The 23,019-nt window shown below is 68.2% G+C and carries 24 protein-coding genes; 15 read left to right on the top strand and 9 right to left on the bottom strand.

Annotation, left to right across the window (positions count from 1 at the left end; all coding sequences use genetic code 11):
- Positions 1-30: 30 nt before the first annotated feature.
- The 7 genes from WS54_RS08835 (at position 31) to WS54_RS08805 (ending at position 7,775) form a co-directional block, all read left to right on the top strand.
- Positions 31-1,533 (top strand): APC family permease, encoded by a 1,503-nt coding sequence (locus tag WS54_RS08835; protein ID WP_059780590.1) that lies wholly within the window; start codon positions 31-33, stop codon positions 1,531-1,533.
- On the top strand, positions 1,530-2,120 hold the full coding sequence (locus tag WS54_RS08830; RefSeq protein ID WP_059780589.1) for a DUF3156 family protein: 591 nt from the start codon (positions 1,530-1,532) through the stop codon (positions 2,118-2,120). Before WS54_RS08835 ends, WS54_RS08830 begins: the two co-directional genes overlap by 4 nt.
- A 70-nt stretch (positions 2,121-2,190) precedes the next feature.
- Positions 2,191-3,129, top strand: coding sequence for a helix-turn-helix domain-containing protein (locus tag WS54_RS08825; protein WP_034204494.1), 939 nt, complete (start codon positions 2,191-2,193; stop codon positions 3,127-3,129).
- Between the two features lie 161 nt (positions 3,130-3,290).
- Positions 3,291-4,499, top strand: a complete 1,209-nt coding sequence (locus tag WS54_RS08820) for a porin (protein WP_059780664.1) — start codon at positions 3,291-3,293, stop codon at positions 4,497-4,499.
- Positions 4,500-4,775: 276 nt separating this feature from the next.
- On the top strand, positions 4,776-6,014 hold the full coding sequence (locus WS54_RS08815) for an ABC transporter substrate-binding protein (RefSeq protein ID WP_059780588.1): 1,239 nt from the start codon (positions 4,776-4,778) through the stop codon (positions 6,012-6,014).
- Positions 6,015-6,048: 34 nt separating this feature from the next.
- Complete coding sequence (locus WS54_RS08810) at positions 6,049-6,918, top strand: carbohydrate ABC transporter permease (RefSeq protein WP_059780587.1); 870 nt, start codon at positions 6,049-6,051, stop codon at positions 6,916-6,918.
- Positions 6,915-7,775, top strand: coding sequence for a carbohydrate ABC transporter permease (locus tag WS54_RS08805; protein ID WP_059780586.1), 861 nt, complete (start codon positions 6,915-6,917; stop codon positions 7,773-7,775). Before WS54_RS08810 ends, WS54_RS08805 begins: the two co-directional genes overlap by 4 nt.
- A gap of 32 nt (positions 7,776-7,807) precedes the next feature.
- On the opposite strand, the gene WS54_RS08800 is transcribed toward WS54_RS08805, so the two are convergent.
- Positions 7,808-8,830, bottom strand: a complete 1,023-nt coding sequence (locus WS54_RS08800) for a LacI family DNA-binding transcriptional regulator (protein WP_059780585.1) — start codon at positions 8,828-8,830, stop codon at positions 7,808-7,810.
- A gap of 6 nt (positions 8,831-8,836) precedes the next feature.
- Between WS54_RS08800 and WS54_RS08795 the strand changes: the two genes are divergently transcribed.
- Positions 8,837-9,757: a phosphatidylinositol-specific phospholipase C gene (locus WS54_RS08795; protein WP_159086660.1), complete on the top strand. Its 921-nt coding sequence runs from the start codon at positions 8,837-8,839 to the stop codon at positions 9,755-9,757.
- Here the strand turns inward: WS54_RS08795 and WS54_RS08790 are convergent, their stop codons facing one another.
- Both WS54_RS08790 and WS54_RS08785 read right to left on the bottom strand, forming a co-directional pair.
- The gene (locus WS54_RS08790; RefSeq protein WP_059780584.1) at positions 9,758-10,714 is read right to left on the bottom strand and encodes an alpha/beta hydrolase family protein; all 957 of its coding nucleotides are present in this window, start codon (positions 10,712-10,714) and stop codon (positions 9,758-9,760) included.
- Positions 10,715-10,768: 54 nt separating this feature from the next.
- Entirely contained in the window at positions 10,769-11,380 is a 612-nt protein-coding gene (locus WS54_RS08785; RefSeq protein ID WP_059780583.1) for a LysE family translocator, read from the bottom strand.
- Positions 11,381-11,465: 85 nt separating this feature from the next.
- Between WS54_RS08785 and WS54_RS08780 the strand changes: the two genes are divergently transcribed.
- Entirely contained in the window at positions 11,466-11,993 is a 528-nt protein-coding gene (locus WS54_RS08780) for a GNAT family N-acetyltransferase (protein ID WP_059780582.1), read from the top strand.
- A 22-nt stretch (positions 11,994-12,015) separates the two neighbouring features.
- Here WS54_RS08780 and WS54_RS08775 read toward each other — a convergent pair whose 3' ends face one another.
- Positions 12,016-13,125 carry a LysR family transcriptional regulator gene (locus tag WS54_RS08775; RefSeq protein WP_230624755.1) on the bottom strand — a complete coding sequence of 370 codons (1,110 nt, stop codon included), beginning with the start codon at positions 13,123-13,125 and terminating at the stop codon, positions 12,016-12,018.
- Between WS54_RS08775 and WS54_RS08770 the strand changes: the two genes are divergently transcribed.
- Genes WS54_RS08770 through WS54_RS08760 form a run of 3 tightly spaced genes read left to right on the top strand, consistent with a single transcriptional unit; the run spans position 13,049 to position 16,763 of the window.
- Positions 13,049-14,236 carry a M20 aminoacylase family protein gene (locus tag WS54_RS08770; protein ID WP_059780581.1) on the top strand — a complete coding sequence of 396 codons (1,188 nt, stop codon included), beginning with the start codon at positions 13,049-13,051 and terminating at the stop codon, positions 14,234-14,236. The two genes, WS54_RS08775 and WS54_RS08770, sit on opposite strands and share 77 nt — an antisense overlap.
- A gap of 60 nt (positions 14,237-14,296) precedes the next feature.
- A complete protein-coding gene (locus tag WS54_RS08765) occupies positions 14,297-15,469 on the top strand; it encodes a porin (protein WP_059780580.1) in 1,173 nt (390 codons plus the stop codon).
- A 13-nt stretch (positions 15,470-15,482) separates the two neighbouring features.
- Complete coding sequence (locus WS54_RS08760; RefSeq protein WP_059780579.1) at positions 15,483-16,763, top strand: MFS transporter; 1,281 nt, start codon at positions 15,483-15,485, stop codon at positions 16,761-16,763.
- A 66-nt stretch (positions 16,764-16,829) separates the two neighbouring features.
- Here the strand turns inward: WS54_RS08760 and WS54_RS08755 are convergent, their stop codons facing one another.
- Together WS54_RS08755 and WS54_RS08750 are read right to left on the bottom strand one after the other, a co-directional pair.
- Entirely contained in the window at positions 16,830-17,891 is a 1,062-nt protein-coding gene (locus WS54_RS08755) for an alkene reductase (RefSeq protein ID WP_034204506.1), read from the bottom strand.
- A gap of 80 nt (positions 17,892-17,971) precedes the next feature.
- The gene (locus WS54_RS08750; protein WP_059780578.1) at positions 17,972-18,280 is read right to left on the bottom strand and encodes an ArsR/SmtB family transcription factor; all 309 of its coding nucleotides are present in this window, start codon (positions 18,278-18,280) and stop codon (positions 17,972-17,974) included.
- A gap of 250 nt (positions 18,281-18,530) precedes the next feature.
- On the opposite strand from WS54_RS08750, the gene WS54_RS08745 reads away from it, so the two are divergent.
- Together WS54_RS08745 and WS54_RS08740 are read left to right on the top strand one after the other, a co-directional pair.
- A complete protein-coding gene (locus WS54_RS08745; protein ID WP_059780577.1) occupies positions 18,531-19,241 on the top strand; it encodes an HAD family hydrolase in 711 nt (236 codons plus the stop codon).
- A 94-nt stretch (positions 19,242-19,335) separates the two neighbouring features.
- Positions 19,336-20,505: an alpha/beta fold hydrolase gene (locus WS54_RS08740; RefSeq protein ID WP_059780576.1), complete on the top strand. Its 1,170-nt coding sequence runs from the start codon at positions 19,336-19,338 to the stop codon at positions 20,503-20,505.
- A gap of 160 nt (positions 20,506-20,665) precedes the next feature.
- On the opposite strand, the gene WS54_RS08730 is transcribed toward WS54_RS08740, so the two are convergent.
- The 3 genes from WS54_RS08730 to WS54_RS08720 form a co-directional block, all read right to left on the bottom strand.
- The gene (locus WS54_RS08730) at positions 20,666-21,127 is read right to left on the bottom strand and encodes a cupin domain-containing protein (protein WP_034206145.1); all 462 of its coding nucleotides are present in this window, start codon (positions 21,125-21,127) and stop codon (positions 20,666-20,668) included.
- Positions 21,128-21,221: 94 nt separating this feature from the next.
- On the bottom strand, positions 21,222-21,563 hold the full coding sequence (locus WS54_RS08725; protein WP_059780575.1) for a cupredoxin domain-containing protein: 342 nt from the start codon (positions 21,561-21,563) through the stop codon (positions 21,222-21,224).
- Positions 21,564-21,584: 21 nt separating this feature from the next.
- Positions 21,585-22,529, bottom strand: a complete 945-nt coding sequence (locus WS54_RS08720) for a metallophosphoesterase family protein (protein WP_034204510.1) — start codon at positions 22,527-22,529, stop codon at positions 21,585-21,587.
- Between the two features lie 254 nt (positions 22,530-22,783).
- On the opposite strand from WS54_RS08720, the gene WS54_RS08715 reads away from it, so the two are divergent.
- The gene (locus WS54_RS08715; protein ID WP_059780574.1) at positions 22,784-22,993 is read left to right on the top strand and encodes a hypothetical protein; all 210 of its coding nucleotides are present in this window, start codon (positions 22,784-22,786) and stop codon (positions 22,991-22,993) included.
- The last annotated feature ends 26 nt before the right edge of the window (positions 22,994-23,019 follow it).

Raw genomic sequence — 23,019 nt, 5'->3', positions numbered from 1 at the left:
GGTTCGGGCCCACCTACGAAGGAGACAACGATGTCGGGATGGTCGGGAATGACCGGCGCCGCGGGCGATACGCCCGCCGGCTCGCCGGCTGAAGCGGGCGGCGGCGCCGCATTGAAGGCCGGTGCGGTCGGTTTCCCGACCGCGCTGGCGAGCGCCGCCGGCCTCATCATGGCGAGCCCGGTGATCCTCACCGCGACGTCGGGCTTCGGGATGGGCGGCTGGGCGTTCGCCGTCGCGATGATCGTCGCGTTCGTGATGATGCAGGCGCAGGCGACCACGTTCTCCGAAGCCGCCGCGATGCTGCCGACGGCCGGCTCGGTTTACGATTACCTGTCGTGCGGGCTCGGCCGCTTCTGGGCGATCACCGGCACGATTTCCGCGTATTTCCTCGTGCACGTGTTCGCCGGCACGGCGGAGACGATCCTGAGCGGCATCATGGCGCTCGTAAACTTCGAATCGCTGAACGCCGCGTTCGAGAAGCACAACAGTTCATGGCTCGTCGGCGTCGGCCTCGTGATCACGTTCGCGATCACCAACATCGTCGGCATCAAGGTGTTCAGCAAGCTCGAGATCGTGCTGACGGCAGGCATGTGGCTGTCGCTGATGATCTTCGGGATCCTCGGGCTCGCGGCCGCGCCGGCCGTGCATCTCGACGGCTGGTTCGGCGGCTCGGAAGTCGGCACGTCGATCCCGACCGTGCTGTCGCTGGTCGGGATGGCGATGTTCATGTTCGTCGGCTGCGAGTTCGTCACGCCGCTCGCGCCGGAAATGAAGGCGCCGGGCCGCACGATCCCGCGCGCGATGGCGCTCGGCCTCGTCGGCGTCGCGATCTGCATGTTCCTGTACGGCGCGGCGATCCGCCGCCAGGTCGCGAACGTGCCGGTGAGCCCCGACGGCCTCACGCACCTGCTCGACACGCCGGGTGCGATTCCCGCGTTCGCGCTGCAGGTGCTCGGGCCGTTCGGCCGCGTGTGGTTCGGCATCGCGTTCCTGTGCGCGGGCGCCGCGACGATCAACACGCTGATGGCCGGGCTGCCGCGCATCCTGTACGGGATGGCGATCGACGGCGCGCTGCCGCGCTGCTTCGCGTACCTGCATCCGCGTTTCAAGACGCCCGTGGTCGGCATCGTCGCGTCGGCGATCGTGCCGATCTTCCATGCGTGGCTGATCAACGGCAATCTCGACAGCATCCTGCATCTGGTGCTCGCCGCGACCTGCGCGTGGGGCACCGCGTACCTGCTCGTCACCGCGTCGGTCGTGATGCTGCGTATCCGCCGCCCGGACCTGCCGCGGCCGTACCGTTCGCCGCTGTTCCCGCTGCCGCAGATCGTGTCGAGCGTCGGTATCGTGCTCGCGATCTGGTACATCACGCCGCCCGGCATGAACCCGCGCGACATCTACGTGCCGTTCGGCGCGATGCTCGGGCTCACCGCGCTGTACGCGCTGTTCTGGACGCTCGTCGTGCAGCGCCGGCATCCGTTCAAGCCGGTGCCGGTCGAGGACGTGCTGCGCAACGAGCACGTCGCGCCGTGAAGGCCGTGCTCGCCCGGTGGCGCGCGGCGCCCGATGCGTCGCCGCCCGGTCACCGCCCCGGCGCGATCGCCGCGCGCGTGCTCGCCGATCTGCGGGCCGTGCGCGATGCCGACGGCGGCGTCGGTGGCGTCACGGCGCGGCTGTCGAACGGCGTGCGCGTGAGCATCGACGAGTGCGTCGAGCGCCAGTTCCTGATGCATACGGTCGGCGTGAAGGTGACGGCAGCCGCCGACGGCCCGGCCGCGCGGGGCAGCGCGCGCGTGCGACAGACCGGCTGGCTGCGTCGCACCGGCATCGAGGCGGCGCCCGCGCCCGGATGCGACCCGCGCTTCGTCGACGCGCTGGCCGCATTGATCGCCGAGCCGGCGCTGGCCGACGCGCTGCGGCCGCTGCACCTGACCGACTGCGCGATCGACGCGCGCGATGGCCGCTGGATGCTCGCGATCATGCCGTTCGGCGGCAGCGAGGTCGTGAACCGGATGCCGTCGTTTCGCCGCTATGTCAGGCTGATCGACGAGCAGGCCGCCGCGCTGTCGGCGGCCTGTCTCGCGTTCGAAACCGCACTACGCAGGATTTTGCGAGGGTAAGCTGTGGCGATGCGTGCCGCGCGAACCCGGCGGCCGCGTCCAGCACCCGAGGGTTTTACCGGAGACGCCGATGCTGTTCCAGTCACGCTCGCACGAAGACGTGCACGATCACGGGCTCGCGATCGCGGGCTGGCATCAGGTCTATCGTCAGATGACGCCGGGCCGCTTCAAGGGCACCGTCACGCAGGTGCTGTACGACGATTTCCACTTCTTCCGCGAGACGACCAACCGGCGGGTCGCGCAAACGGGGCTCGCGCCGCTCGGGCGCACGTCGCTCGCGGTGCCGCTGTCCGTGCCGCTCGCGGGTACGTTCCAGGGGCAGCCGGTCGACGGCTATGCGCTGCTCGCGCTGCGCGCCGGCGAGGATTTCGAATTCCACACGCCGGAAGGGATGGGGCTCGTCGGGATCAGCGCCGCGTCCGACATGGTCGACGAGCTGTGCGAAGCCGAATTCGGCGCGGCCGCCGCGCGCAGGCTGCGGCACGTGACACGGCTGTCCGATGCGCAGGGCGTCGCGCTCGGCATGCGGTTGTCGGCGCTGATCGACGATGCCCAGCGCAACCCGGGCTGCCTCGAATACGCGGCCACCCGCAAGATGTTTCGCGACGCGATGCTCGGCATGTTCCTCGATGCGCTCGAACAGGGCATCGGCGTCGAGCGCCGCGACATCACGCACGCCACCTACAGCGATATCGTGAGCCGCTGCGAGAAGCATCTGCGCGAGCGGCCCGAAGAACCCGTCACCGTGCTCGAGCTGTGCCGCGCGCTGCGCTGCAGCCGCCGCACACTGCAAACGAGCTTTCAACGCGTGGCCGACGTCACGCCGGTCGGCTACCTGCGCACGATCCGGCTGAACGCGGTGCGTCGCCTGCTGCGCACGACGCCGGTGCAGCAGCTCGGCGTCGGCGAAGCCGCCGCGAGCTGGGGCTTCACGCATCTCGGCTATTTCGCGCGCGAGTATCGCGACCTGTTCGGCGAGCTGCCGTCGCAAACCTTGCGCCCCGAATGACGTTCTCCTGCCGCGACGGCGCCGTCGTGCGTCGCCCGTCCTCGTCACCGTTTGCTGATTTGGGATAGGGGTCCAGAATTTTCGCTGGATAAAGTCCTGCCACCCATATCGACAACGCCATCGATTTGCACTGCGAACCGATGAACATGGAGGGGCGGGACATGAAGAACGGACGACGACTGACCGCGGCCGCGGTCATGCTGGGTTGCGTGCACGCGCACGCGCAGACTTCGGGGAGCGTGACGCTGTACGGCACCGTGGACACCGGCATCATCTATTCGACCAACCAGCAGTTCACGCGCGCCGACGGCAGCACGGGCGGCGGCCATGCATGGCAGATGGGCGGCGGCAATCTCGTGCCGTCCCGCTTCGGCTTCCAGGGCGCCGAGCCGCTCGGCGGCGGCCTCGATGCGGTATTTACGCTCGAGCAGCAGTTCCTGTCGGCGAGCGGGCAGGCGCTGCAGGGCGGCACCGCATTCAGCCGGCAGGCATGGGTCGGGCTGCGCCAGGACGGGATCGGCACGCTCGGCCTCGGCCGGCAATACGACTCGTACACCGACATGCTCGGCGCGTACGTGTCGAGCAACAACTGGGCGACGCCGTACGGCTCGCATCTCGGCGACGTCGACAACCTGAATGCCGCCTTCAACTTCAACAACGCGGTGAAATTCACCAGCGCCGATTTCAACGGGCTCACGTTCGGCGGCACGTTCAGCTTCGGTGGGCAGGCCGGCGATTTTTCCGCGAAGCGCGGCTATGCGGTGGCCGCGACGTACACGCGTGCGCCGGTGGCGTTCTCGGTCGGCTACCTCGACCTGCATCAGCCGCTCGACGCGGCGCTCGGCGGCGCGAGCGGCTATATCGGCGATTTCGCGTGCAGCAACGCGGGCGCGATGTATTGCCTGCTGCAGGATGCCGGCTCGATGCGCGCATTCGGCGCGGGCGGGTCGGTCACGTTCGGCGCGGCGACGCTCGCGCTGACCTACACGCATACGCGCCTGGGCGACAGCCGCTATTTCTCGAGCGCCGCGCAGCCGCGCACGCAGGCGTTCACGTTCGACGTCGGCGAGCTGAACGTCACGTACATGTTCACGCCGGCGCTGCAAGGCGGCGTCGCGTACCTCTTCAACGCCGCGCATACGGACGGGCGCGGCACGACGCGGTTCCATCAGATCAATCTCGGCACGAACTACAGCCTGTCGAAGCGCACGGCGCTGTATGCGGTCGCGATCGGGCAGATCGCGAGCGGCACGGGGCTCGGCACCGACGCGAACGGCAACGCGGCGAACTATGCGCAGATTCCGGTGCTCGCGAACAGCAATTCGAGCCGGCAGCTGGCGGTGCTGGCCGGGATTCGCGTGAACTTCTGACGGCGGCGGGTGCGGCCGCGGGCATGAGGCGGGCGGCCGGGCGAGCATGGCGCGCCGGGCCGCCCCCCGACCTCCGTCGCGTCGCGGCGCGATCGATACGGCCGGCGCGAGCGGTACGACGGCACATGCCGCGCATCGGCATTCGCCGCATGCCACAAATTCTTAACGATCGGCGTGAACAATGGCGTTCGCATCAGGCGGCCAGCCGCGTCCCCCGCGTTGCACACGTGTGCAACGCCTGGCCGTCCCGCCACCACGCCGAACGAGAGAGACCTCATGACCTTGCCGAGCCGCCTGCGCGCGCTGTCCGCCGCCCTTGCGCTGTCCTTCGCCGCCATGCACGCCGTGGCCGCCGATCTCGTCATCGCAGGCCGCGACGACATCTACGGCAAAGGGCTGACCGACGCCGTCGCCGGTTTCAACAAGCTGCATCCGGGCACCGAGATCGAACTGCTCAAGCTGCCGAACGCGAACCTGTACCAGAAGCTCAAGCTGTCGATGCGCGAAGGCACGGGCGCTTACGATCTCGTGATGATGGACGACACGTGGGCGCCCGAATTCATCGGCAACGGCTGGCTGAAGCCGCTGCCCGCGTCGCTCGCGGACGCCGATCTCGTGCCGTCCGCCGTCGCGCTCGGCCGCAATGCGGCCGGCGCGCTGTACGCGCTGCCGATCGTCGGCAACGTCGAGATGTTCGCGTACCGCAAGGATCTGCTCGCGAAGTACAAGCTGCAGCCGCCGCGCAACTGGGACGACGTGCTGAAGATCGCGCAGACCGTCGGCGGCGCGGACAAGAGCGTCTCGGGCGTCGTGTTCCGCGGCACGAAGGGCAATCCGGTCGTCACGGGGTTCCTGCCGATCCTGTGGGCGTACGGCGGCGACGTGTTCGACCATGCCGGCAACGTGACGATCGATTCGCGCGAAGCGCAGGCTGCACTGAAGACGTTCCTCGCGCTGAAGGCGTTCGCACCGAAGGACGTCGACGTGTACGGGGCGGCCGAAGTGCGCGACGCATTGCAGCGCGGCACGGCCGCGCAGTCGATCGAGGTATGGCCGGCGTGGGTGTCGGCGCTCGACGATCCGAAGCAGTCGCGCGTGGTCGGGCAGATCGCGCTGCAGCCGCCGCCGGGGCAGACCGCAGGCCCGGCGCCGATGCTCGGCATCTGGCAGATGGGCATTCCGAAGGACGCGCCGCACGCGAAGCTGGCGCAGGACTTCCTCGCTTACCTGAGCGCGCGCGATACGCAGACGCGCCTCGCCGGCATCGGCATTCCGCCGACTCGCCGCAGCGTCTTCAACGATCCGGCGCTGGTGCGTCAGTACCGCTGGTATCCCGATCAACTGAAGGCGCTCGAGGCGGGCCGCGCGCGGCCGCGCGTGAAGGACTGGCAGCAGGTCGAGAGCATTCTCGGCGATCAGTTGCAGCTCGCGTTGACGGGGCAGGCCGCGCCCGATGCCGCGCTGCGCCAGGCGCAGCAGAAGATCGCGCAGGCGACGGCCGCGTCCGGCAAGTGAGCGCGCCCGTCGATCCGTTGGCCGGGTGTTCCACATGAGAGCGTTCGGCCGCAGCCTGCCGTTCGTCGCGCTGCTCGGGCCGGCGCTGCTGGTGCTCGCCGCGCTCGCGCTGTATCCGGTCGCGCAGGTGCTGATCGACTCGTTCTGCCGGGTCGATTACGCGGCCGGCCGCCGCGCGTTCGCGGGGCTCGCGAATTATCGCGCGGTGCTCGGCGACGATGCGTTTGCGGCCGGCTTCGGCAACACGCTGCGCTTCACGCTCGTCGCGTCGCTCGCCGAAGTCGCGCTGGGCTTCGGTCTCGCGCTGCTGTTCGTGCGCGCGTTTCCGGGGCGGCGTATCGCGCTGCCGCTCGCGATCCTGCCGATGATGCTGTCCACGCTCGTGTGCTCGGCGATCTGGCGCAACTGGCTGAACTTCGACGGTTTCCTCAACGCGCTGCTCGCGGCGTTCGGCGTCGACGGCGTGCGCTGGCTGTCCGATCCGCACCTCGCGCTGTGGTCGCTCGCGCTCGTCGACGTGTGGCAGTGGACGCCGATGGCGTTCCTGATCGTGCTGGCCGGGCTGCAGTCGATCCCGCAGGAACTGTACGAAGCCGCACGCACCGACGGCGCGAGCGAGTGGCAGTGCCTGCGCGACATCACGCTGCCGCTCGCGGCGCCGCAGATCGGCCTTGCGCTGCTGCTGCGCTCGATCGACACGTTCAAGCTGTTCGACAAGGTCTATGCACTGACGGGCGGCGGCCCCGGCAACGCGACGCAGACGCTGTCGACCTATATCTACGACACGGGCTTCCGCTTCTTCAACGTCGGGCCGGCGAGTGCCGCGTCGGTGCTGATGCTCGCGGCGTCCGCGCTGCTGGTCTCGGGGTACGTATGGCAGACGGTTCGCAAGCGGCGCGCATGACGACGCGATCGGCGGGCATATCTCGCGCGCGAACGGGCGCCGCATTCGGTTGCGCGGTGCCCTGGGCGCTGCGCATCGTCGCACTCGCGCTGTTGCTGCTGCCGTGCCTGTGGATGGCAGGTGCCGCCTTCATGCCGACGCTTGAACGCCTCGATCATCCGCTGCGGATCTGGCCGGCCGCGCCGACGGTCGAGCATTTTTCGTCGGTATGGTCCAACGGCATCGGCGCGCCGCTCGCCAATTCGCTGCTGGTCGGCTTCGGCACGACGCTGCTCGCGCTGGCGCTCGCGTTTCCGGCCGCGTATGCGCTCGTGCGGTTGCGATTTCCGGCGCGGCTCGACCTGCTGTTTTTGGTGCTCGTGCTGGCGTTGAAGCTGATGCCGCCGATCACGATCGCGGTGCCGCTGTTCGCGCTCGCGAAGCGGCTGCACCTGCTCGATTCGACGCTCGGCCTGATGCTCGCGTACCAGATCTACGCGTTGCCGATGGCGATCTGGATGCTCCTCGCGTTCGTGCGCGACGTGCCGATCGAATACGAGGAAGCGGCGTGCATCGATGGCGCGGGGCTCGCACGGCGGCTCGTGCAGATCGTGCTTCCGCTGTGCGCGCCGGGGCTGATCGCGACCGCGATCTTCGTGTTCATCGCGGCCTGGAACGAATTCCTGATCGCGCTGCTGTTCGTGTCGACGCCGAGCCGCTTCACGCTGCCGCTCGCGATTGCCGGCTACGTGACGGAGAACGGCATCGACTGGGGCGACCTGATGAGCGCGGGACTGATGGCGTCGCTGCCTACGCTCGCCGTGGCCGGCTATGTGCAGCGTTACCTGTTGCGCGGGTTCGCGGGCGGGTTGAAGTGACGCACGGCGCGGCCGCGCGCGGTTCCGCGCCGTCACGCGCAACTGGCCCGCACCACCTGTGTGACCGGTACGACGCGCGTGCGCGACGGGCCGTCGAACGTCTGCATCCGGTCGGCGAGCAGGTCGATCGCCGCGTGCGCGAGGCCGCGCGTGTCCTGTTGCAGCGTCGTCAGCCGATATGCGTCGTATTCGGCGGCGGGGATGTCGTCGAAGCCGATCACGCGCAGGTCGTCCGGCACGCGCAAGCCGAATTCGCGGCGCGCGACGTCGATCACGCCGAGCGCGAGCAGGTCGGACGAGCAGAACACGCCGTCGGGCCGTTCGCCGGTCGCGAACAGTTGCCGCGCGGCGTCGATTCCGCTGGCATGGGTGTCGGACGGCGTGTCGAGCACGCGTACGAGCGTCGCGTCGATCGCGTCGCGTTGCCCGATCGCCTGTTCGAACGCCGCGGCACGCGACCGCGCGCTGTAGCTCGCGCTGCGCGGCCCGACGAACGCGAGCCGGCGCGCGCCGGCCCGCACGAGCCGCTGCGCGGCGTGGACGGCGCCCACCGCGTTGTCGCTGACGACCACGTCCGCGCCCGGCAGATTCGCTTCGCGGTTGATCATCACGACCGGAATCCGGTGTTCGAGATACTGCTGCGCGACCGACAGCGGCGGCGATGCGGACGTCATCACGAGGCCCGCGATCCGGTAGCTGAGCAGTCGTTCGAGCGATTGCCGGACCTGGCGCGGATCTTCCGCATTGGTCACGAGCGGCGTGAGCGCGCGCTGCCCGAGCGCGGCCATCAGGTCCGACAGCAGTCGCGCGCGGAACGGGTTCTCGAACCCGGCCGTCACGACGCCGATCATGCTGCTGCGCTGCGTGATCATGTCGCGCGCGATCAGGTTGACCTGATAGCCGAGCGCACGCGCGGCGACCATCACGCGCTCGCGGGTTTGCGGTGCGATGCTTGCCGTCGGCGAGAACGCGCGCGACACTGCGGAGCGCGACACGCCGGCCCGCGCCGCGACATCCGACGCCGTCACCCACGGTTTTCTTTCCTTGTCACTCATCGATTCATGATTCCTTCGCGCCACGATACGTGCATGCCGCCTGCCGACTGGATGTCGGCGCTCGACGACGCGCGGCCGCTGCATACGCTGACCCTACCGGGCAGCCATGACACCTGTGCGTATACGGTCGATGATCGGCTGGTGCGCACGCAGCGTGCGCCGCTCGATGCGCAGCTCGCGCATGGCGTGCGGCTGCTCGACGTCCGCTGCCGGCACGTGCGCGATGCGTTCGATATCCATCACGGCGGCATCGCGCTCGGCATGACGTTCGACGACGTGCTCGCGACCTGTACGCGCTTTCTCGATGCGCATCCGCGCGAATGCATCGTGATGTCGGTGAAGGACGAGTGGCCGGCGCATGCGTGCACGCGCGGTTTCGATGCGACGTTCGACGTGCATCGCGCGCGGCATCCGCGGCTGCGCTGGCATGCCGGCGGCACGCTGCCGACGCTCGGCGACGTGCGCGGCGCGGTCGTGCTGTTGCGGCGCTTTCGGAGCGGCCGGCCGCTCGGCATCGACTTGACCGCGTGGCCCGACAACGCGACGTTTACGATCGACCATCCGGACGGCGCCTTCGTGATCCAGGATGAATATCGCGTGCCGGTGGCCGCGTCGATCGCATGGAAGTGGCGCGCGATCGACGCGCTGCTGACGCATCTGCCGTTGCCGGACAGCGGCCGCTGGGCGCTCAGTTTCTGCAGCGGAACGGGGATGGGGGCGAATCCGTCGGTGGTCGCATTCGGCGATGGCCGGGTGCAGGGAATTCATGCGCGACTGGCCGAGCGCTTGCGCGAGCAGCGCGGCCCGTACGGCGCGGTGCTGCTCGATTTCTGCGACGACGACAACTGGGCGCTGGTGCGTGCGCTGATCGAATGCAACGATCGCGCGCCGGAGCAGGGCGGCTGGCGCAAGGCGTTTCGCTGCTAGTCAGCGAAGATTCGCGTTGAAGAACGCGAGTGCCTTGGCGTCGAGCGTTTCGTGGAACGCGGCGCGATCGAATCCCTTTGCGTCGGTGCAGATGTCGGGTGCGTCGTGGGCCAACCGTTCGGGGCATGGCGCGAGAAACGCGAAGTGCGCTGAATTCGGCACGACATGGAATTCGGGCCGTTGCGGTAGTAGCGCGGCCAGTGCGGGGGCCGTATCCGGCGTCACGCCGTCGCCGCCTTCCTCCGATGCCCAGAGTTGGATAGGCGCACGGATGTTCTTCACCGTATCCGAGGTTGGAAATTCATCGAGCGGATCGGCCAGCACGTACGCCTTGATGCGCGAGTCGTGCATCAGCGGCGCCTTCGGCAGGTCACCGGCCCGGATCTGCTTGCAGATCGGCCAGGTCGGATCAGGGCAGGCGACCGGCGCATGAGCGAAATCCGGATTGCCGCCGGCCAGCACGAGGCCGGTATAGCCGCCGCGCGAAAAGCCGAAGAAGCCGATACGTGCCGGGTCGATGTGCGCGGCATCCGGCGCGTGAGCGAGCATGTAGTCGACCAGTCGCTTGATATCTGCCGGACGCTCGACGAAGTTCTGCAGGTCGGCCGCGCGGCTCATGTCGGAGAACGTGTCGCCCGGATGGTTGATCGCCGCGACGACGTATCCCGCATCGGCAAGCGTTTCGGCGAGATCGTGATGGCCGACGAACGTGCCGCCATGGCCGTGCGAGATCACGACGAGCGGCAGCTTGTCGCCGGCGGTCGGGCAGTCGCGACGTCCTTTCAGCGTGTAAGGGCCGATCGTGAGCGTTTGCATCGCCTCCGCGCACGGCGTCCACACGATCGCACGCAGCTCCGGGCCGGATGCATCGGCGGGGATCCGGACGAACTTGACACCGGCCGCGTGCGCGACCGTTGTGCACAGGCAGAGCAGGACAGTCGATAGCCAGGTTTTCATGTCGATTCCCGAGGCGACGGAGAAAGGGACGCGCGATGCGCGCCGGGCGGCGGCTTACCGCGTCGCGATCGCCACCGCCGCACCGGCCATCGCGGTCGCGCTCGTGCGGTTCGCGATCCGCTTCGCGCGTGCCGACGTGAGCAACGCACGCGCACGCGAAGCGAGCAGCGACCAGAAGCAGTCGGCAAGAATCAGGACCACGAGCATCGTGCCGACGAGTTCGGCCCAGGCGATCACGCCGACATGCGTCAGATCGACGATCGTCGGCAGCAGCGCAAGATAGAACAGCATGATCTTCGGGTTGCCGAGCGTGACCAGCATGCCGGCCACGAACATGCGCCACGGCGACTGGCCGGTCGGCAGCGCGTCCGTGCCCGCCGACGTGGGCGCGGTCCACATCTTCCATGCCAGGAACAGCAGATACGCGACGCCGAGCAGCTTGAGCACGATCAGGCCGGTCGCGAACGTGCGCACGAACGCGGACAGCCCCGCGACCGCGAGCGTGAGCCACAGCGCTTCGCCGAGCCACATCGCGGCGAGAAACGGCAGCACGTCGCGCACGCCGTTCGTCAGCACGCGGGCGACGAGCGCGGCGACGCTCGGGCCGGGCGTGCCGGCGGTGACGAGCAACGCGAAGGCGAAGACGGCGAGGGCGGACAACGTCATGGCAGGCCTCGTGGGGGGCGTTCGAAACGTCTGAGGTTTCGATTATAGTGACGGCCGTTCCAGACTGCCTGCCTGAATTGTCGTCATGCCTGCATCGATCCTGATTCGCCCCGCCACGCGGGAAGACGCGGCCGCGATGGCCGCCGTGGAAGTCGCCGCCGCGCAGCGGTTTCGCGCGATCGGCATGGCCGATATCGCCGACGGCGAGCCGACCGATGCGGCTGCCGTGCTCGAGCGGATCGACGGCGGTCGCGCGTATGTGGCGGTCGATCCGCAAGGCGCGTGCGTGGGATTCGTGTTCTACCGGCTACTCGATGCGCAGCGGCTGTATCTGGAGGAACTGGATGTCGCGCCGTCGCATGCGGGACAGCGGATCGGCGCGCGCCTGATCGAGCAGATCATGACGCGCGCCGCGCAAGACGGCATCGTTGAGGTCGTGCTGTCGACGTTCCGCGACGCGCCGTGGAACGCGCCTTATTACGCGCGCCTCGGTTTTCACATCATCGACGACGCATCGCTCGACGACGCGCTGCGCGCGATCCGCTCGCACCACGTCGCGCTCGGTCTCGACGAAACGCGGCGCGTGTTCATGCGGCGCGCCGTGGCGGCCTGATGCTCGGTACGGACCGATTCCGTCAGCGCCGCGTGTCGCTCCCGAACGAACGCGACGCGAACGCAGCTTCGATGTACGCGAGAAAATCCGTTGCGGGGCGCGTCAACTGCAATCCGGGCGGCGTGAGCCGATAGAGCTGCAGCGGTGGTGGCGACAGCGGCAGCGCGAGCGGCGTGAGCGCCTGGCCGAACACGGTTTCCGACAGCGAGTGCCGGGTCCACGAGAAGATGGCATCCGTCGTGAGAAGCAGGCTGTAGAACAGCGCATACGACGTGCAGCGCGTGATGCAACGCGGCGCCGGCAGGCCCGCGTGCGCATGGAGCGCGCGAATGTGCGCCGGAAAATTGTCGCTCGGATCGGTGTGGATCCACTCGGCATCGCGTAGCGCGTCCAGGGATGTCGCGCCGGCGAAACGCCCGTTCTCGCGGGTGACGAATGCCGTGTCGAAGGTGCGGATCGGCTTCACGTCGGCGGACTCGGCGACCTCGCCGGTGATGGCCGCGAACGCGAGATCGAGGGTCCGGCTGTGCAACTGCTCGGTCAACTGGCTGAACGACAGTTCGCGCAGTTCGCACTCGACATGGGGCCAGTGGCGTCGAAATTCGGCATAGGCGTGGGCGAACCCCGTGACCGCGACGATCGGCGTGAAACCGAGCACCAGCCTGCCTTCGCGCAGCCCTTTCAGATGCGCGATGTCGTCGCGTGCGCGCTCGATCTCCCGCACGACCGCATGCGCGCGGCCGAGCAGGACGTCGCCTTCCGGCGTCGGCACGACACCCCACGGCTTGCGTTCCAGAAGCGCCACGCCGAATTCGCTTTCCAGTTCCTGAATCGCCTTGCTGACGGCCGGCTGGCTGACATGCATCGTTTTCGCGGCAGCCTTGATGCTGCCTGCCGTGGCCACTGCGACCAGCGCGCGCAATTGATGGGTTTTCATGATGCGGAGGATATAACCAAATCTTATCCGTATCAAAATTGATGTGTTTTTTGACCCGGCGCGTCTCTCCATACTTGGCCGCAGCGGTTGCGATGCAGCCGATCCAATGGAGCCAGACATGACGCAGGACTTTGCCCGGACGCTCGCGGCGATCCGTGAAACCGCCCCCCGCTTCGTCGCGATCCGACGCGACATCCATGCCCACCCGGAACTCGGTTTTGCCGAAACCCGCACCGCGCGGATCGTCGCCGCGCAATTGACCGAGTGGGGCTTCGACGTGACGACCGGTATCGGCGGCACCGGGGTGGTCGGCCGGTTGCGGCGCGGTACGTCGTCGCGCACGCTCGGCCTGCGCGCCGACATGGACGCGTTGCCGATCCGGGAAGAAACGGGCCTGCCTCATGCGAGCACGGTCGCCGGGACGATGCACGCATGCGGTCACGACGGCCATACCGCGATCCTGCTTGCGGCCGCCCATCATCTGGCCGCACAGGGGCGCTTCGACGGCACGTTGAACGTGATCTTTCAGCCCGCGGAGGAAGGGCTCGGCGGCGCAAGGCGCATGATCGAGGAGGGCTTGTTCGAGCGCTTTCCGTGCGAGCGCGTTTATGCGCTGCACAACGCGCCTGGCGTACCGGTCGGTCATTTCGCGTTGCGCTACGGCGCGATGATGGCGTCGTCCGATTCGGTGACGATCACTGTGACGGGCAAGGGCGGGCACGGCGCGATGCCGCAGCACGCGTGCGATCCGATCGTTGCGGCGGCGAACATCGTGACCGCGCTGCAATCGATCGTCGCCCGCAACATCGATCCGGCCAAGGCGGCAGTGGTGACCGTCGGTACGTTCCATGCCGGCACGGCCCCGAACGTGATTCCCGAGACCGCGACGCTGCAACTGTCGGTCCGCTCGCTCGACGCGGCCACGCGCGACGAGGTCGAGGCGCGGATTCGCAGGATCGCCGACGCGCAGGCGCAGGCCTACGGGGCCGTTGCGCAGGTCGATTATCAGGCCATCTCGCGCGTCGTCGTCAACGATGCCGCCGCCGCGGATCTCGCGGTCGAGACGATCACGGCGCTGGCCGGCGCCGGCGCGCTCACGCTGCTTCCCGACGGTGTGATGGGCAGCGAGGATTTTTCATGGATGACGGAACGCGTGCCCGGGTGCTACGTGATGCTCGGCAACGGTATCGATTCGCACGGCGGCTGCTCGGTTCACAACCCGGGCTACGACTTCAACGACGAGGCGCTCGGCTGGGGCGCCGCCTATTTCGTCGGCATCGCGGAACGCTTCCTGGCCACGGTCTGACGAGCGCGTCGGCCAGTCGCGGCAATTCGGAATTTTCTCGCTGAAAAATAAGGAAAACGAATGAAGAAGAGGCTGGCATGGGGTGCGGCGTGTCTGGCGCTGGGTGCCGGAAGTGCCTGCGCGGTGCCGTATCAGGACGTACTGCTCGCGGCGGTGCCGGAGTTCAACGGCGGATTGAAGGAGGGCGTGGCGCTGTACGGCTCCGTCGACATGGGGATCAACTACCAGTCGGTGGGTGGGCGGTCGACGTGGCAGACCCAGAGCGGCGGCGAGTGGACGTCGAAATTCGGCTTCTTCGGGCGCGAGAATCTCGGCGGCGGGTGGCGCGCCGAATTCAATCTCGAAAGCGGCTTTCTCGCGAACAACGGCGCGCAGCAGGATACGCAGTCGTTCTTCAACCGGCAGTCGTGGATCGGCCTGATGTCCGACCGCTATGGCCGGCTGCGAGTCGGCAAGCAGATCGGCACGGGGCTGCCGCTGTTCATCGACGTGTTCGGCACCGTGGGCACCAATTCGGTTTACACGTGGCTCGGCGCGGCCGCCGTGCAGACCGCGCGCGGCGTCGGCTACAACAGCGACCTCGGACCGGGCGCGACACAACTGCCGGCACGCGTCGACAATGCGATCACCTATCGCACGCCGATCGTGGCCGGCACCACGACGCTGATGCTGATGTACGCGCCCAGCAACGTCGCGGGGCGCGCACCGGCGGCGTCCGCGCAGGGCGCACTGCTGCAGTGGTACAACGGCACGACCTATCTGGCGGCGAGCTACAACCAGGTGTGGGGCATCAACGGCGCGAGCACGGTCCGCAACGACCTGTACGGGCTCGGCGCCGTGTACGACACGGGGCGGCTCGTGCTGTCCGCGTCGTTCAATCAATATGCGCCGAAACTGGCCGGCGACGGGATCGCACGCGTGTACACCCTCGGCACGATCGTGCCGTTCGGCGTGAATGCGGTTCGCGCGTCGGTCGTCTATCGCGATACGTCGGGCGTACGCGATGTCGCCGGCCGGCCGGTGAAGGATTCGGCGCTTGGCGTCATGCTCGGCTACGACTACCTGTTGTCGAAACGTACCGGTCTTTACGCGCGGGCGGGGTTCATCCGCAACTACGGCGTGTCGACCGTTCTGCTGAACGGCAATCCGTTGCCGACCGACCCCGGCGGCACGACGCCGCGTACCGGCACGACGCCCGTGACGATGTCGCTCGGCATGTATCACAACTTCTGAACGAGGGCTTCGGATGAGCACCCTGAATCGCGCGGCTGCCGCGCAGACCATCGACGAACGACGCGCGATGCGGCGAACCGTCGCCGCGGCTGCGCTCGGCAACGGACTCGAATTCTTCGACTTCACCGTATACAGCTTCTTCGCGGTACTGATTGGCCGGCTGTTCTTTCCGGCATCCAGCGATGCGGGTGCGTTGATGCTGTCGCTGGCGACCTTCGGCGTCGGTTTCGTCGCACGGCCGCTCGGCAGCGTCGCGATCGGCGCGTATGCGGATCGCGTCGGGCGCAAGCCCGCGCTGGTGCTGACCGTCGCGCTGATGGCGCTCGGCACCGGCATCATCGGATTCGCGCCGACCTACGCGCAGATCGGCATCGCGGCGCCGCTGCTGATCGTGATCGGCCGGCTGCTGCAGGGTTTTTCGGCAGGAGGCGAGGTCGGGGCCGCGACGACGTTGCTGATGGAGTCGGGCGGCGCCCGCCGCAGGGGTGAACTGGTCAGTTGGCAGATGGCCAGCCAGGGCGGCGCGGCGCTTGCCGGCGCGCTCGTCGCGTTGACGCTGTCGCGCTGGCTGCCGCCCGATGCGCTGCAAGGCTGGGGTTGGCGTGTACCGTTCGTGCTCGGCCTGCTGATCGGGCCGGTCGGGTTTTATCTGAGACGCCATCTCGACGACACGCTGCCGCACCCGGCTGCGGGCGCGCCGCGTGTCAGCCGCCGCATTCCGTGGCGGCAGGTCGCGGCCGGCACGTTGCTGGTGATCGGCGGCACGTCGACGATGTATACGATCGTGTTCTTCCTGCCGTCGTTCCTGACGCTGACACTCGGCATGCCGGCTTCCGTCTCGTTGCTGTCCGGCTGTACGGCGGGTGCGGTGATGCTGGCCGGCTCACCGTTCGCCGGCCGGTTCGCGGACCGCCTGCGCCGCCGCAAGCCGATGCTGCAAACGGTGTGCGCGATCTCGACGGCACTCGTGCTGCCGGCGTTTCATGCGATGCGCGCATGGCCGTCGGTCTTCACCGTGCTGGCGGTCGTGGTCGTGCTGATCGGTCTGATGACGCTGTCGAGCCCTGCGGGCTTCGTGATGATTCTCGAAGCCTTGCGACCGGAAGTCCGTGCGACGTCGCTCGGGATGATCTATGCGCTGGGCGTGACGATCTTCGGCGGTTTCGCGCAGTTGATCGTCAGCGCGCTGTGGCGTGCGACGGGCAGCTTCTATGCGCCGGCCTGGTACGTGCTCGGCGGCGGGGTGGCCAGTTTCGTCGGCCTCGCATTGTTTCGCGAGGAGACGGCACGCTGAAGCAGCGTGCCCAGGCGACGGGAAGGGCGCGGCGCACGGTCCGTGCGCCGCGCGTGTCGCCGGCCGTCAGGCCGCGTCGCTCAGCGCCGGGTAGTCGGTGTAGCCCGTTTCGCCTTGCGCGTAGAACGTCTCCGGCACCGGCGTGTTGAGCGGCGCACCGATTTCGAGGCGGCGCGGCAGGTCAGGGTTCGCGATGAACAGCTTGCCCCACGCGATCGCGTCGGCGCTGCCGTTCGCGAGCGCAGCCTGCGCGGTATCGAGCGTGAATTGCTCGTTCGCGATCAGCGGACCGCCGAACGCTTCCTTCAGACGCGGGCTCAACTGGTCGCCCGAATACGATTCGCGCGTGAAGATGAACGCGATCTTGCGGCGGCCGAGTTCGCGCGCGACGTAACCGAACGTTGCCGCCGGATCGGAGTCGCCCATCGTATGCGCGTCGCCGCGCGGTGCGAGGTGCACGCCGACGCGGCCGGCGCCCCACACGTCGATCGCCGCGTCGACCACTTCGAGCAGCAGGCGGGCGCGATTCTCGATCGGGCCGCCGTACGCATCGGTGCGGCGATTGGTGCTGTCCTGCAGGAACTGATCGAGCAGGTAACCGTTCGCGCCGTGAATCTCCACGCCGTCGAAGCCGGCGGCCTTCGCATTCTCGGCGCCCTTGCGGTACGCGGCGACGATGCCCGGAATCTCGTCGAGTTCGAGCGCGCGCGGCGTCACGTACGGGCGCTGCGGACGCACGAGGCTCACGTGGCCGCCCGCGGCGATCGCGCTCGGCGCGACCGGCAGGTCGCCGTTCAGGAACATCGGATCGGAGATCCGGCCGACGTGCCAGAGCTGCAGCACGATGCGCCCGCCGGCCGCGTGCACGGCCTGCGTGATCTGCTTCCAGCCTTCGACCTGCTCGTCGGACCAGATGCCGGGCGTGTCGGCATAGCCGACGCCTTGCGGCGTGACCGACGTCGCTTCGGTGATGATCAGGCCGGCCGACGCGCGCTCGGCGTAGTAGCGCGCCATCAGCGCGTTCGGCACGCGCGTCGCGCCCGCACGGGAGCGGGTGAGCGGCGCCATCACGATGCGGTTCGGCAGGGTCAGTTCGCCGAGGGTAACGGGATCGAACAGCGTGGGCATGGCAGATAACCTCTTACGAAAGGCGGGAAAGCCGTCGCGTCGTGTGCGGCGGCGCCCCGGATGGCCGGTTCGGCCGTTGGCTAGAGTTCGTGGCGCAGAGCGTCGAGAAATGCGTCGATGACGGCCTCGTTGCGCTGGAAGAACGCCCATTGGCCGATCCGCGTCGACGTCACGAGCCCCGCCCGCTGCAGCGTGGCGAGGTGGGCGGACACGGTCGACTGCGACAACCCGCAGCGCGCGTCGATCTGGCCCGCGCAGACGCCGTGTTCGTACGGCAGCGTCTGCTGCGGAAAATGCTCGCCGGGCGTTTTCAGCCAGACGAGGATTTCCCGGCGCACGGGGTTCGAGAGCGCTTTCAGGATCGCGTCGATGTCGAGTTCGGTCGGCATGGAAAGGCTGGGTGTTTCGATCAGGCAACGGGTATCGTCGATGGGCGAATCTTATATCGTCTTTTTGCGATATGCTTGAAAGCACTGTCGGCAATGGGGTTGATAGCGTGCGCCGATCGCGGGGTCGGATCGACGACGAGGGCGGCGCCTTCGACGCAGGGCGCCGGTGTCTGGCCATCTCGTCGACGATCTCGTATCGCCGCCGCCCGCGTAACATACGTGGCATCGTGCTTTGCTTACGGAGTCTTTGATGCCAGTCCGGGCCGTGATATTCGATTTCGACCTGACGCTGGCGGATTCGTCCGCCGCGATCATCGCATGCACCGAGCATGCGCTGGATCAACTGGGCGCCGCCGGCCCGACGCCCGCGCAGATCGGCGCCGTGATCGGGCTGCCGCTGCCGGACATGTTCCGGTCGTTGACGGGAGAAACCGGCGCGGCGCGGGCCGATGCGTTCGCGCGGCACTTCGTGGCGCGCGCCGACGAGATCATGGTGTCCGGCACCCGCATCTATCCGGAAGTGCCGCCGCTGCTTGCGGCGTTGCGCGAGCAAGGGATCGCCGTCGCGATCGTGTCGTCCAAGTTTCGCTACCGGATCGACGCGATTCTCGAACGTCACGGCTTGCAATCGCTGATCGACGTGCTGATCGGCGGGGAAGACGTGCAGCGCCACAAGCCGGACCCCGAAGGGCTCGTGCAGGCCCTCGCGCGGCTGGGCCTGCCTGCCGCGGCGGCGATCTACGTCGGCGACCACGCAGTGGACGCGCAGGCGGCCGAGCGCGCCGGCGTGCCGTTCGTCGGCGCGGTGAGCGGCATGACGTCGTTCGATGCGTGGGCGCGCGCCGGCAAGCAGGCGGTGCCGACGCATATCGGTGAACTGGCCGCCATCGTGCAGCAGATGCAGCGCCGCTCGGGCGACGCGTGCGCCGACGTCGAACCGGGTGCGCAACCGGCCGGCTGACCCGTTTTCCGCAACGGGCCGGCAGTGCGCGACGGATTCTGCGACCATCGCCGTTCAACCCATATCCGCCACCCGAGCCGCCGCCAATTCCGCCATGTCCGTCATATCCGTCGCCTTTGCCCGCCTCCGACGCGCGCGTGCGCTGTGGGCCGCCCGAGCCCTTTCATCTGCCGTTCCGCTTGCGCTCGCCTGCGCCGCGGCCGGCATGCTGGCCGGCGCGCAGCCGGCCGACGCCGCCACGCCCACGCAGCGCGAACGTCTCGAAGCGCCGGTCAAGGCCGTCGCCGACCAGCGGATGGCCGTCGATACGGCGCAGGGCCGCGCGATGCTGCCCGTCTACGCCGATCGTCCGCTCGACCAGGCCGCGCCCGACGTCACGCGCGTGTTCATCGTGATTCACGGCACGCTGCGTAACGCCGACGCGTATTGCGCAGCGGGGCGCAAGGTCGTCGAAAAGGCCGGTGCGCTCGGCGCGGGCACGATGGTGGTCGCGCCGCAGTTCCTGACACGCGCCGACGTGCGCGCGTTTTCGTTGCCCGCACCGACGCTCGCGTGGACGCAGGAAGGATGGAAGGGCGGCGAACCGGCGCGCGAGCCGGGCCCGCTCAGCTCTTTCGCGGCGCTCGACGCGTTGCTCGCGCATTTCGCCGACCGCAGTCTGTACCCGTCGTTATCCACGGTCGTCGTGATCGGCCACTCCGCCGGCGCACAGTTGCTGCAGCGTTATGCGGTGGCCGGGCGCGAAGGAGACGCGCTCGCGCGCGCGGGCATTGCCGTGCGCTACGTGGTCGCGAACCCGTCGAGCTACCTGTATTTCGACGACGAGCGGCCGAATGCCGACGCGCTTGCAGGCGGCGTCTGTCCGCGCGCGACCGAATGGAAGTACGGGCTGAAATCGGCGCCGCCTTACGTTGCGTCGCAGGACGTGGGCGATCTCGAGACGCGCTACGTCACGCGCCATGTCGTGTACCTGCTCGGGCAGGCCGACACGAATCCCTACACGCATTTCATCGACCGCTCGTGCGCGGCGATGGCGCAGGGGCCGTACCGGTTGGCGCGCGGGCTCGCCTATTTCGAATACCTGAAGAAGCGGCATCCGGCCGATCTCGCGCAGCAGGTCGTCGAAGTGCCGGGTGTCGGGCATGACGGCCTCGGCATGTTCACGTCCGCTTGCGGGCTGGCCGTGTTGTTCGGGCAGGCGTTGCCGCCGTCGTGTCCGGTCGTCGCCGGCACGGCGCCGGACCTGCGCGCAGCGGGGCAGTGAGCCTGCATGCAACGCTCGCCCGTGACGAAAATCGATCGGGAAAATGTCGGGAGAAGCCGGTGCGCACGGCTACGTGGTCCGCCGCCATACGCCGGGCGGCGATGGAGACGACGCCGGCCGTGCGCGACTGCGGGCCGGGCGGGTGTGGCCGGCGCAGGCGTCACGCGTCCGGGTACGGCGTGCCGTCCTTGTGCAGAAACCGGCCGTCGCGACTCGGGCTCATCATGTCGATGTCCGGGCAGGTGATCACGTCGTCCGGCGAGCGCGAGCCGACCTCGAGATAGACGGCGACCGCACTCGATCGGTTGACCAGGTGATGACCGTTACCGGAATTTTTCGGAAAAGCCGCGCAGTCGCCCGCGCGCAGCACGGTCTCGCCGCCGTCCTCGATCAGCACGAGTTCGCCTTCGAGCACGTAGACGAATTCGTCCTCGTCGGAATGCCAGTGCCGCTGGGCCGACCAGCCGCCCGGCGGCACGCGCATCAGGTTGACGCCGAAATCGCGCAGGCCGCCGGCGTCGCCGAGACGCTGGCGGATACGCCGCGCGCACGGCGCGTCGAACGGCTGCGGATAGCCGCTGCCGCGGCGTTCGGGCACGGCATCGAGATCGATTTTTGGCATGAGCGACTCCATCTGACTCGCGGGCAAAGAGGGCGACGTTCATTGTAGGCGGCAGCCGCCCGTCGCTCACCCGCGCGTGTCGTAGCGGGCCGCGTCATTCGACGGTGATCGTCTCCTTCATGTACGGATGAATCCCGCAGAACACCTTGTAGACGCCCGGCTTGTCGAAGCGGAACGCGTACGTCTCGTCCTGGTCGAGCGCCTTCGAATGAAAGATGCCGGCGTCGTTGACGACGGTATGCGGCTCCGCGTCGAGGTTCTTCCACGTGATCGTCGTGCCGGCCTTGATCGTGGTCGACATCGGCGAAAACATGAAGTTGCGGATCGTCACGAGCGGGCCGCTCGGGCCCTGCGCGAATGCGGCGGGCGGCGTGCCGGCGGCCGCGCCGCACAGGATCAGCATCGCGACGATTCGAGCGCGTTGGAAGCGGATCATGTCGTTCTCCTTATGTTTTGATCAGGCGAGCGTCGCATCGTGCAGCGACGACGCGACCGGATGGCCGGCGAATTCGACGGTCGTCACGCCGAGCATCGACGGCAGCCGGTCGTGCGGCACCGTGAGCGGGACGGGGCCCGGGCCGTTGCCTGCCGTCGGCTGCGGGAACGCGGTCGAGCGGGCGGTATGAAACGTCACGTTGCCCTCCACCTTCGACACGATCTGGTGGATGTGCCCGTTCAGGACGGTGACCGAGCCGAAGCGGCGCAGCAGCGCCATCGTCTGCGGTGCGTCGCCGGTGCCCCAGCCCCACGGTTCGTAGATGGTCCACATCGGCATGTGCGAGAACACGACGATCGGCGTGCTCGACGAACGGCCTTTCAGATCCTGTGCGAGCCATGCGAGCTGCTCGTCGCCGAAGCTGCCGAGTCCGTTCGGCTTGAAGTGCATCACGTTGACGAGGCCGATGAAGTGCACGCCCGCATGGTCGAAGCTGTAATAGCCGCGGTTGTCCGACGCCTTGCCGAACCGGCCGAAATATTCGGCGCCCGAACCGTCGGTGACGTCGTGTTCGCCGGGCACCGTATGCAGTTCCGGCACGCGCAGCGCGGACAGCAACTGCGACGCGCGATCGAATTCTTCCGGCTTCGAGAGATGCGTGATGTCGCCGGTATGGATCGTCAGCGCGGGCAGCGCAGGCATCCCGTTGACGAGGTCGATCGTCTGCTTCAGCGTGGCCGACACGTCGGGATTCGCGTCCTTGTTGAAACCGATGTGCGTATCGCTGATCTGCACGAACAGCGGCCGGCCCGCGTCGGCCGGGCGCGCGTCGCCGGTCTGCGCGAGCGCGAGGTCGAACGGGGTGAGGATGCCGCCCGACAGCGTGAACAGCGTGCCGAGCCCGCCGAAGGCCATGCACTGCAGGGCCTTGCGGCGCGACGGGCGGGTGGGGGTCGATGAAGACATGTGAGCCTCGCATTCGTGTGACGAAACCGGACGGCCGGATCGTCCTGGAATAAGCCGGCGCCTTCGCATGCGATACCGGCGAGACGGCCCATTTATTCCCGACCGTTGCGAGATCGAATCCCCGTGTCGGCGGCCGACGGGTCGAGGCACGACACCCGCCGGATGACCTGTCAATGTCCTGTAAGTGACACGTCACATTTGCGTCACGACCGCCCGATAGCCTCCCACTCCGAATCACCTCTCCGGAGCCCTTCATGCCGAACCTCGCGGCAACGGACACGGTCGGTGCGGTCGGTCACCGCATGCGCACCTTCGGCCTCGCGCCGTTTTTTCCGATCATTGCCTGCGGCATCGCCGATGCCGGCATTCATCCCGGTGCCGATTTCCGCTTCGTCAAGGCAGGCCCGGTGCTGCCGTTCGCGCGGCCGGCCATCCCGGAACGGGTGCCGCACGGACTGTCCTGATTCGCACCGCGAGTGCGCCGCCCGGC

It is taken from the genome of Burkholderia sp. NRF60-BP8 (assembly GCF_001522585.2).
GTDB lineage: Bacteria > Pseudomonadota > Gammaproteobacteria > Burkholderiales > Burkholderiaceae > Burkholderia.
This window is presented reverse-complemented; position numbering and strand designations above follow the sequence as displayed.

Coding starts and splice junctions, on each gene's coding strand:
- WS54_RS08745 (WP_059780577.1), top strand. CDS start 18,531: ATGCCAGTCCGGGCCGTGATATTCGATTTCGACCTGACGCTGGCGGAT.
- WS54_RS08800 (WP_059780585.1), bottom strand. CDS start 8,830: ATGAGTGACAAGGAAAGAAAACCGTGGGTGACGGCGTCGGATGTCGCG.
- WS54_RS08760 (WP_059780579.1), top strand. CDS start 15,483: ATGAGCACCCTGAATCGCGCGGCTGCCGCGCAGACCATCGACGAACGA.
- WS54_RS08775 (WP_230624755.1), bottom strand. CDS start 13,125: ATGTCGCGTCGGATCGCGACGAAGCGGGGGGCGGTTTCACGGATCGCC.
- WS54_RS08835 (WP_059780590.1), top strand. CDS start 31: ATGTCGGGATGGTCGGGAATGACCGGCGCCGCGGGCGATACGCCCGCC.
- WS54_RS08765 (WP_059780580.1), top strand. CDS start 14,297: ATGAAGAAGAGGCTGGCATGGGGTGCGGCGTGTCTGGCGCTGGGTGCC.
- WS54_RS08750 (WP_059780578.1), bottom strand. CDS start 18,280: ATGCCGACCGAACTCGACATCGACGCGATCCTGAAAGCGCTCTCGAAC.
- WS54_RS08720 (WP_034204510.1), bottom strand. CDS start 22,529: ATGTCTTCATCGACCCCCACCCGCCCGTCGCGCCGCAAGGCCCTGCAG.
- WS54_RS08810 (WP_059780587.1), top strand. CDS start 6,049: ATGAGAGCGTTCGGCCGCAGCCTGCCGTTCGTCGCGCTGCTCGGGCCG.
- WS54_RS08795 (WP_159086660.1), top strand. CDS start 8,837: ATGATTCCTTCGCGCCACGATACGTGCATGCCGCCTGCCGACTGGATG.
- WS54_RS08730 (WP_034206145.1), bottom strand. CDS start 21,127: ATGCCAAAAATCGATCTCGATGCCGTGCCCGAACGCCGCGGCAGCGGC.
- WS54_RS08725 (WP_059780575.1), bottom strand. CDS start 21,563: ATGATCCGCTTCCAACGCGCTCGAATCGTCGCGATGCTGATCCTGTGC.
- WS54_RS08770 (WP_059780581.1), top strand. CDS start 13,049: ATGACGCAGGACTTTGCCCGGACGCTCGCGGCGATCCGTGAAACCGCC.
- WS54_RS08715 (WP_059780574.1), top strand. CDS start 22,784: ATGCCGAACCTCGCGGCAACGGACACGGTCGGTGCGGTCGGTCACCGC.
- WS54_RS08755 (WP_034204506.1), bottom strand. CDS start 17,891: ATGCCCACGCTGTTCGATCCCGTTACCCTCGGCGAACTGACCCTGCCG.
- WS54_RS08780 (WP_059780582.1), top strand. CDS start 11,466: ATGCCTGCATCGATCCTGATTCGCCCCGCCACGCGGGAAGACGCGGCC.
- WS54_RS08825 (WP_034204494.1), top strand. CDS start 2,191: ATGCTGTTCCAGTCACGCTCGCACGAAGACGTGCACGATCACGGGCTC.
- WS54_RS08820 (WP_059780664.1), top strand. CDS start 3,291: ATGAAGAACGGACGACGACTGACCGCGGCCGCGGTCATGCTGGGTTGC.
- WS54_RS08740 (WP_059780576.1), top strand. CDS start 19,336: ATGTCCGTCATATCCGTCGCCTTTGCCCGCCTCCGACGCGCGCGTGCG.
- WS54_RS08815 (WP_059780588.1), top strand. CDS start 4,776: ATGACCTTGCCGAGCCGCCTGCGCGCGCTGTCCGCCGCCCTTGCGCTG.
- WS54_RS08790 (WP_059780584.1), bottom strand. CDS start 10,714: ATGAAAACCTGGCTATCGACTGTCCTGCTCTGCCTGTGCACAACGGTC.
- WS54_RS08805 (WP_059780586.1), top strand. CDS start 6,915: ATGACGACGCGATCGGCGGGCATATCTCGCGCGCGAACGGGCGCCGCA.
- WS54_RS08785 (WP_059780583.1), bottom strand. CDS start 11,380: ATGACGTTGTCCGCCCTCGCCGTCTTCGCCTTCGCGTTGCTCGTCACC.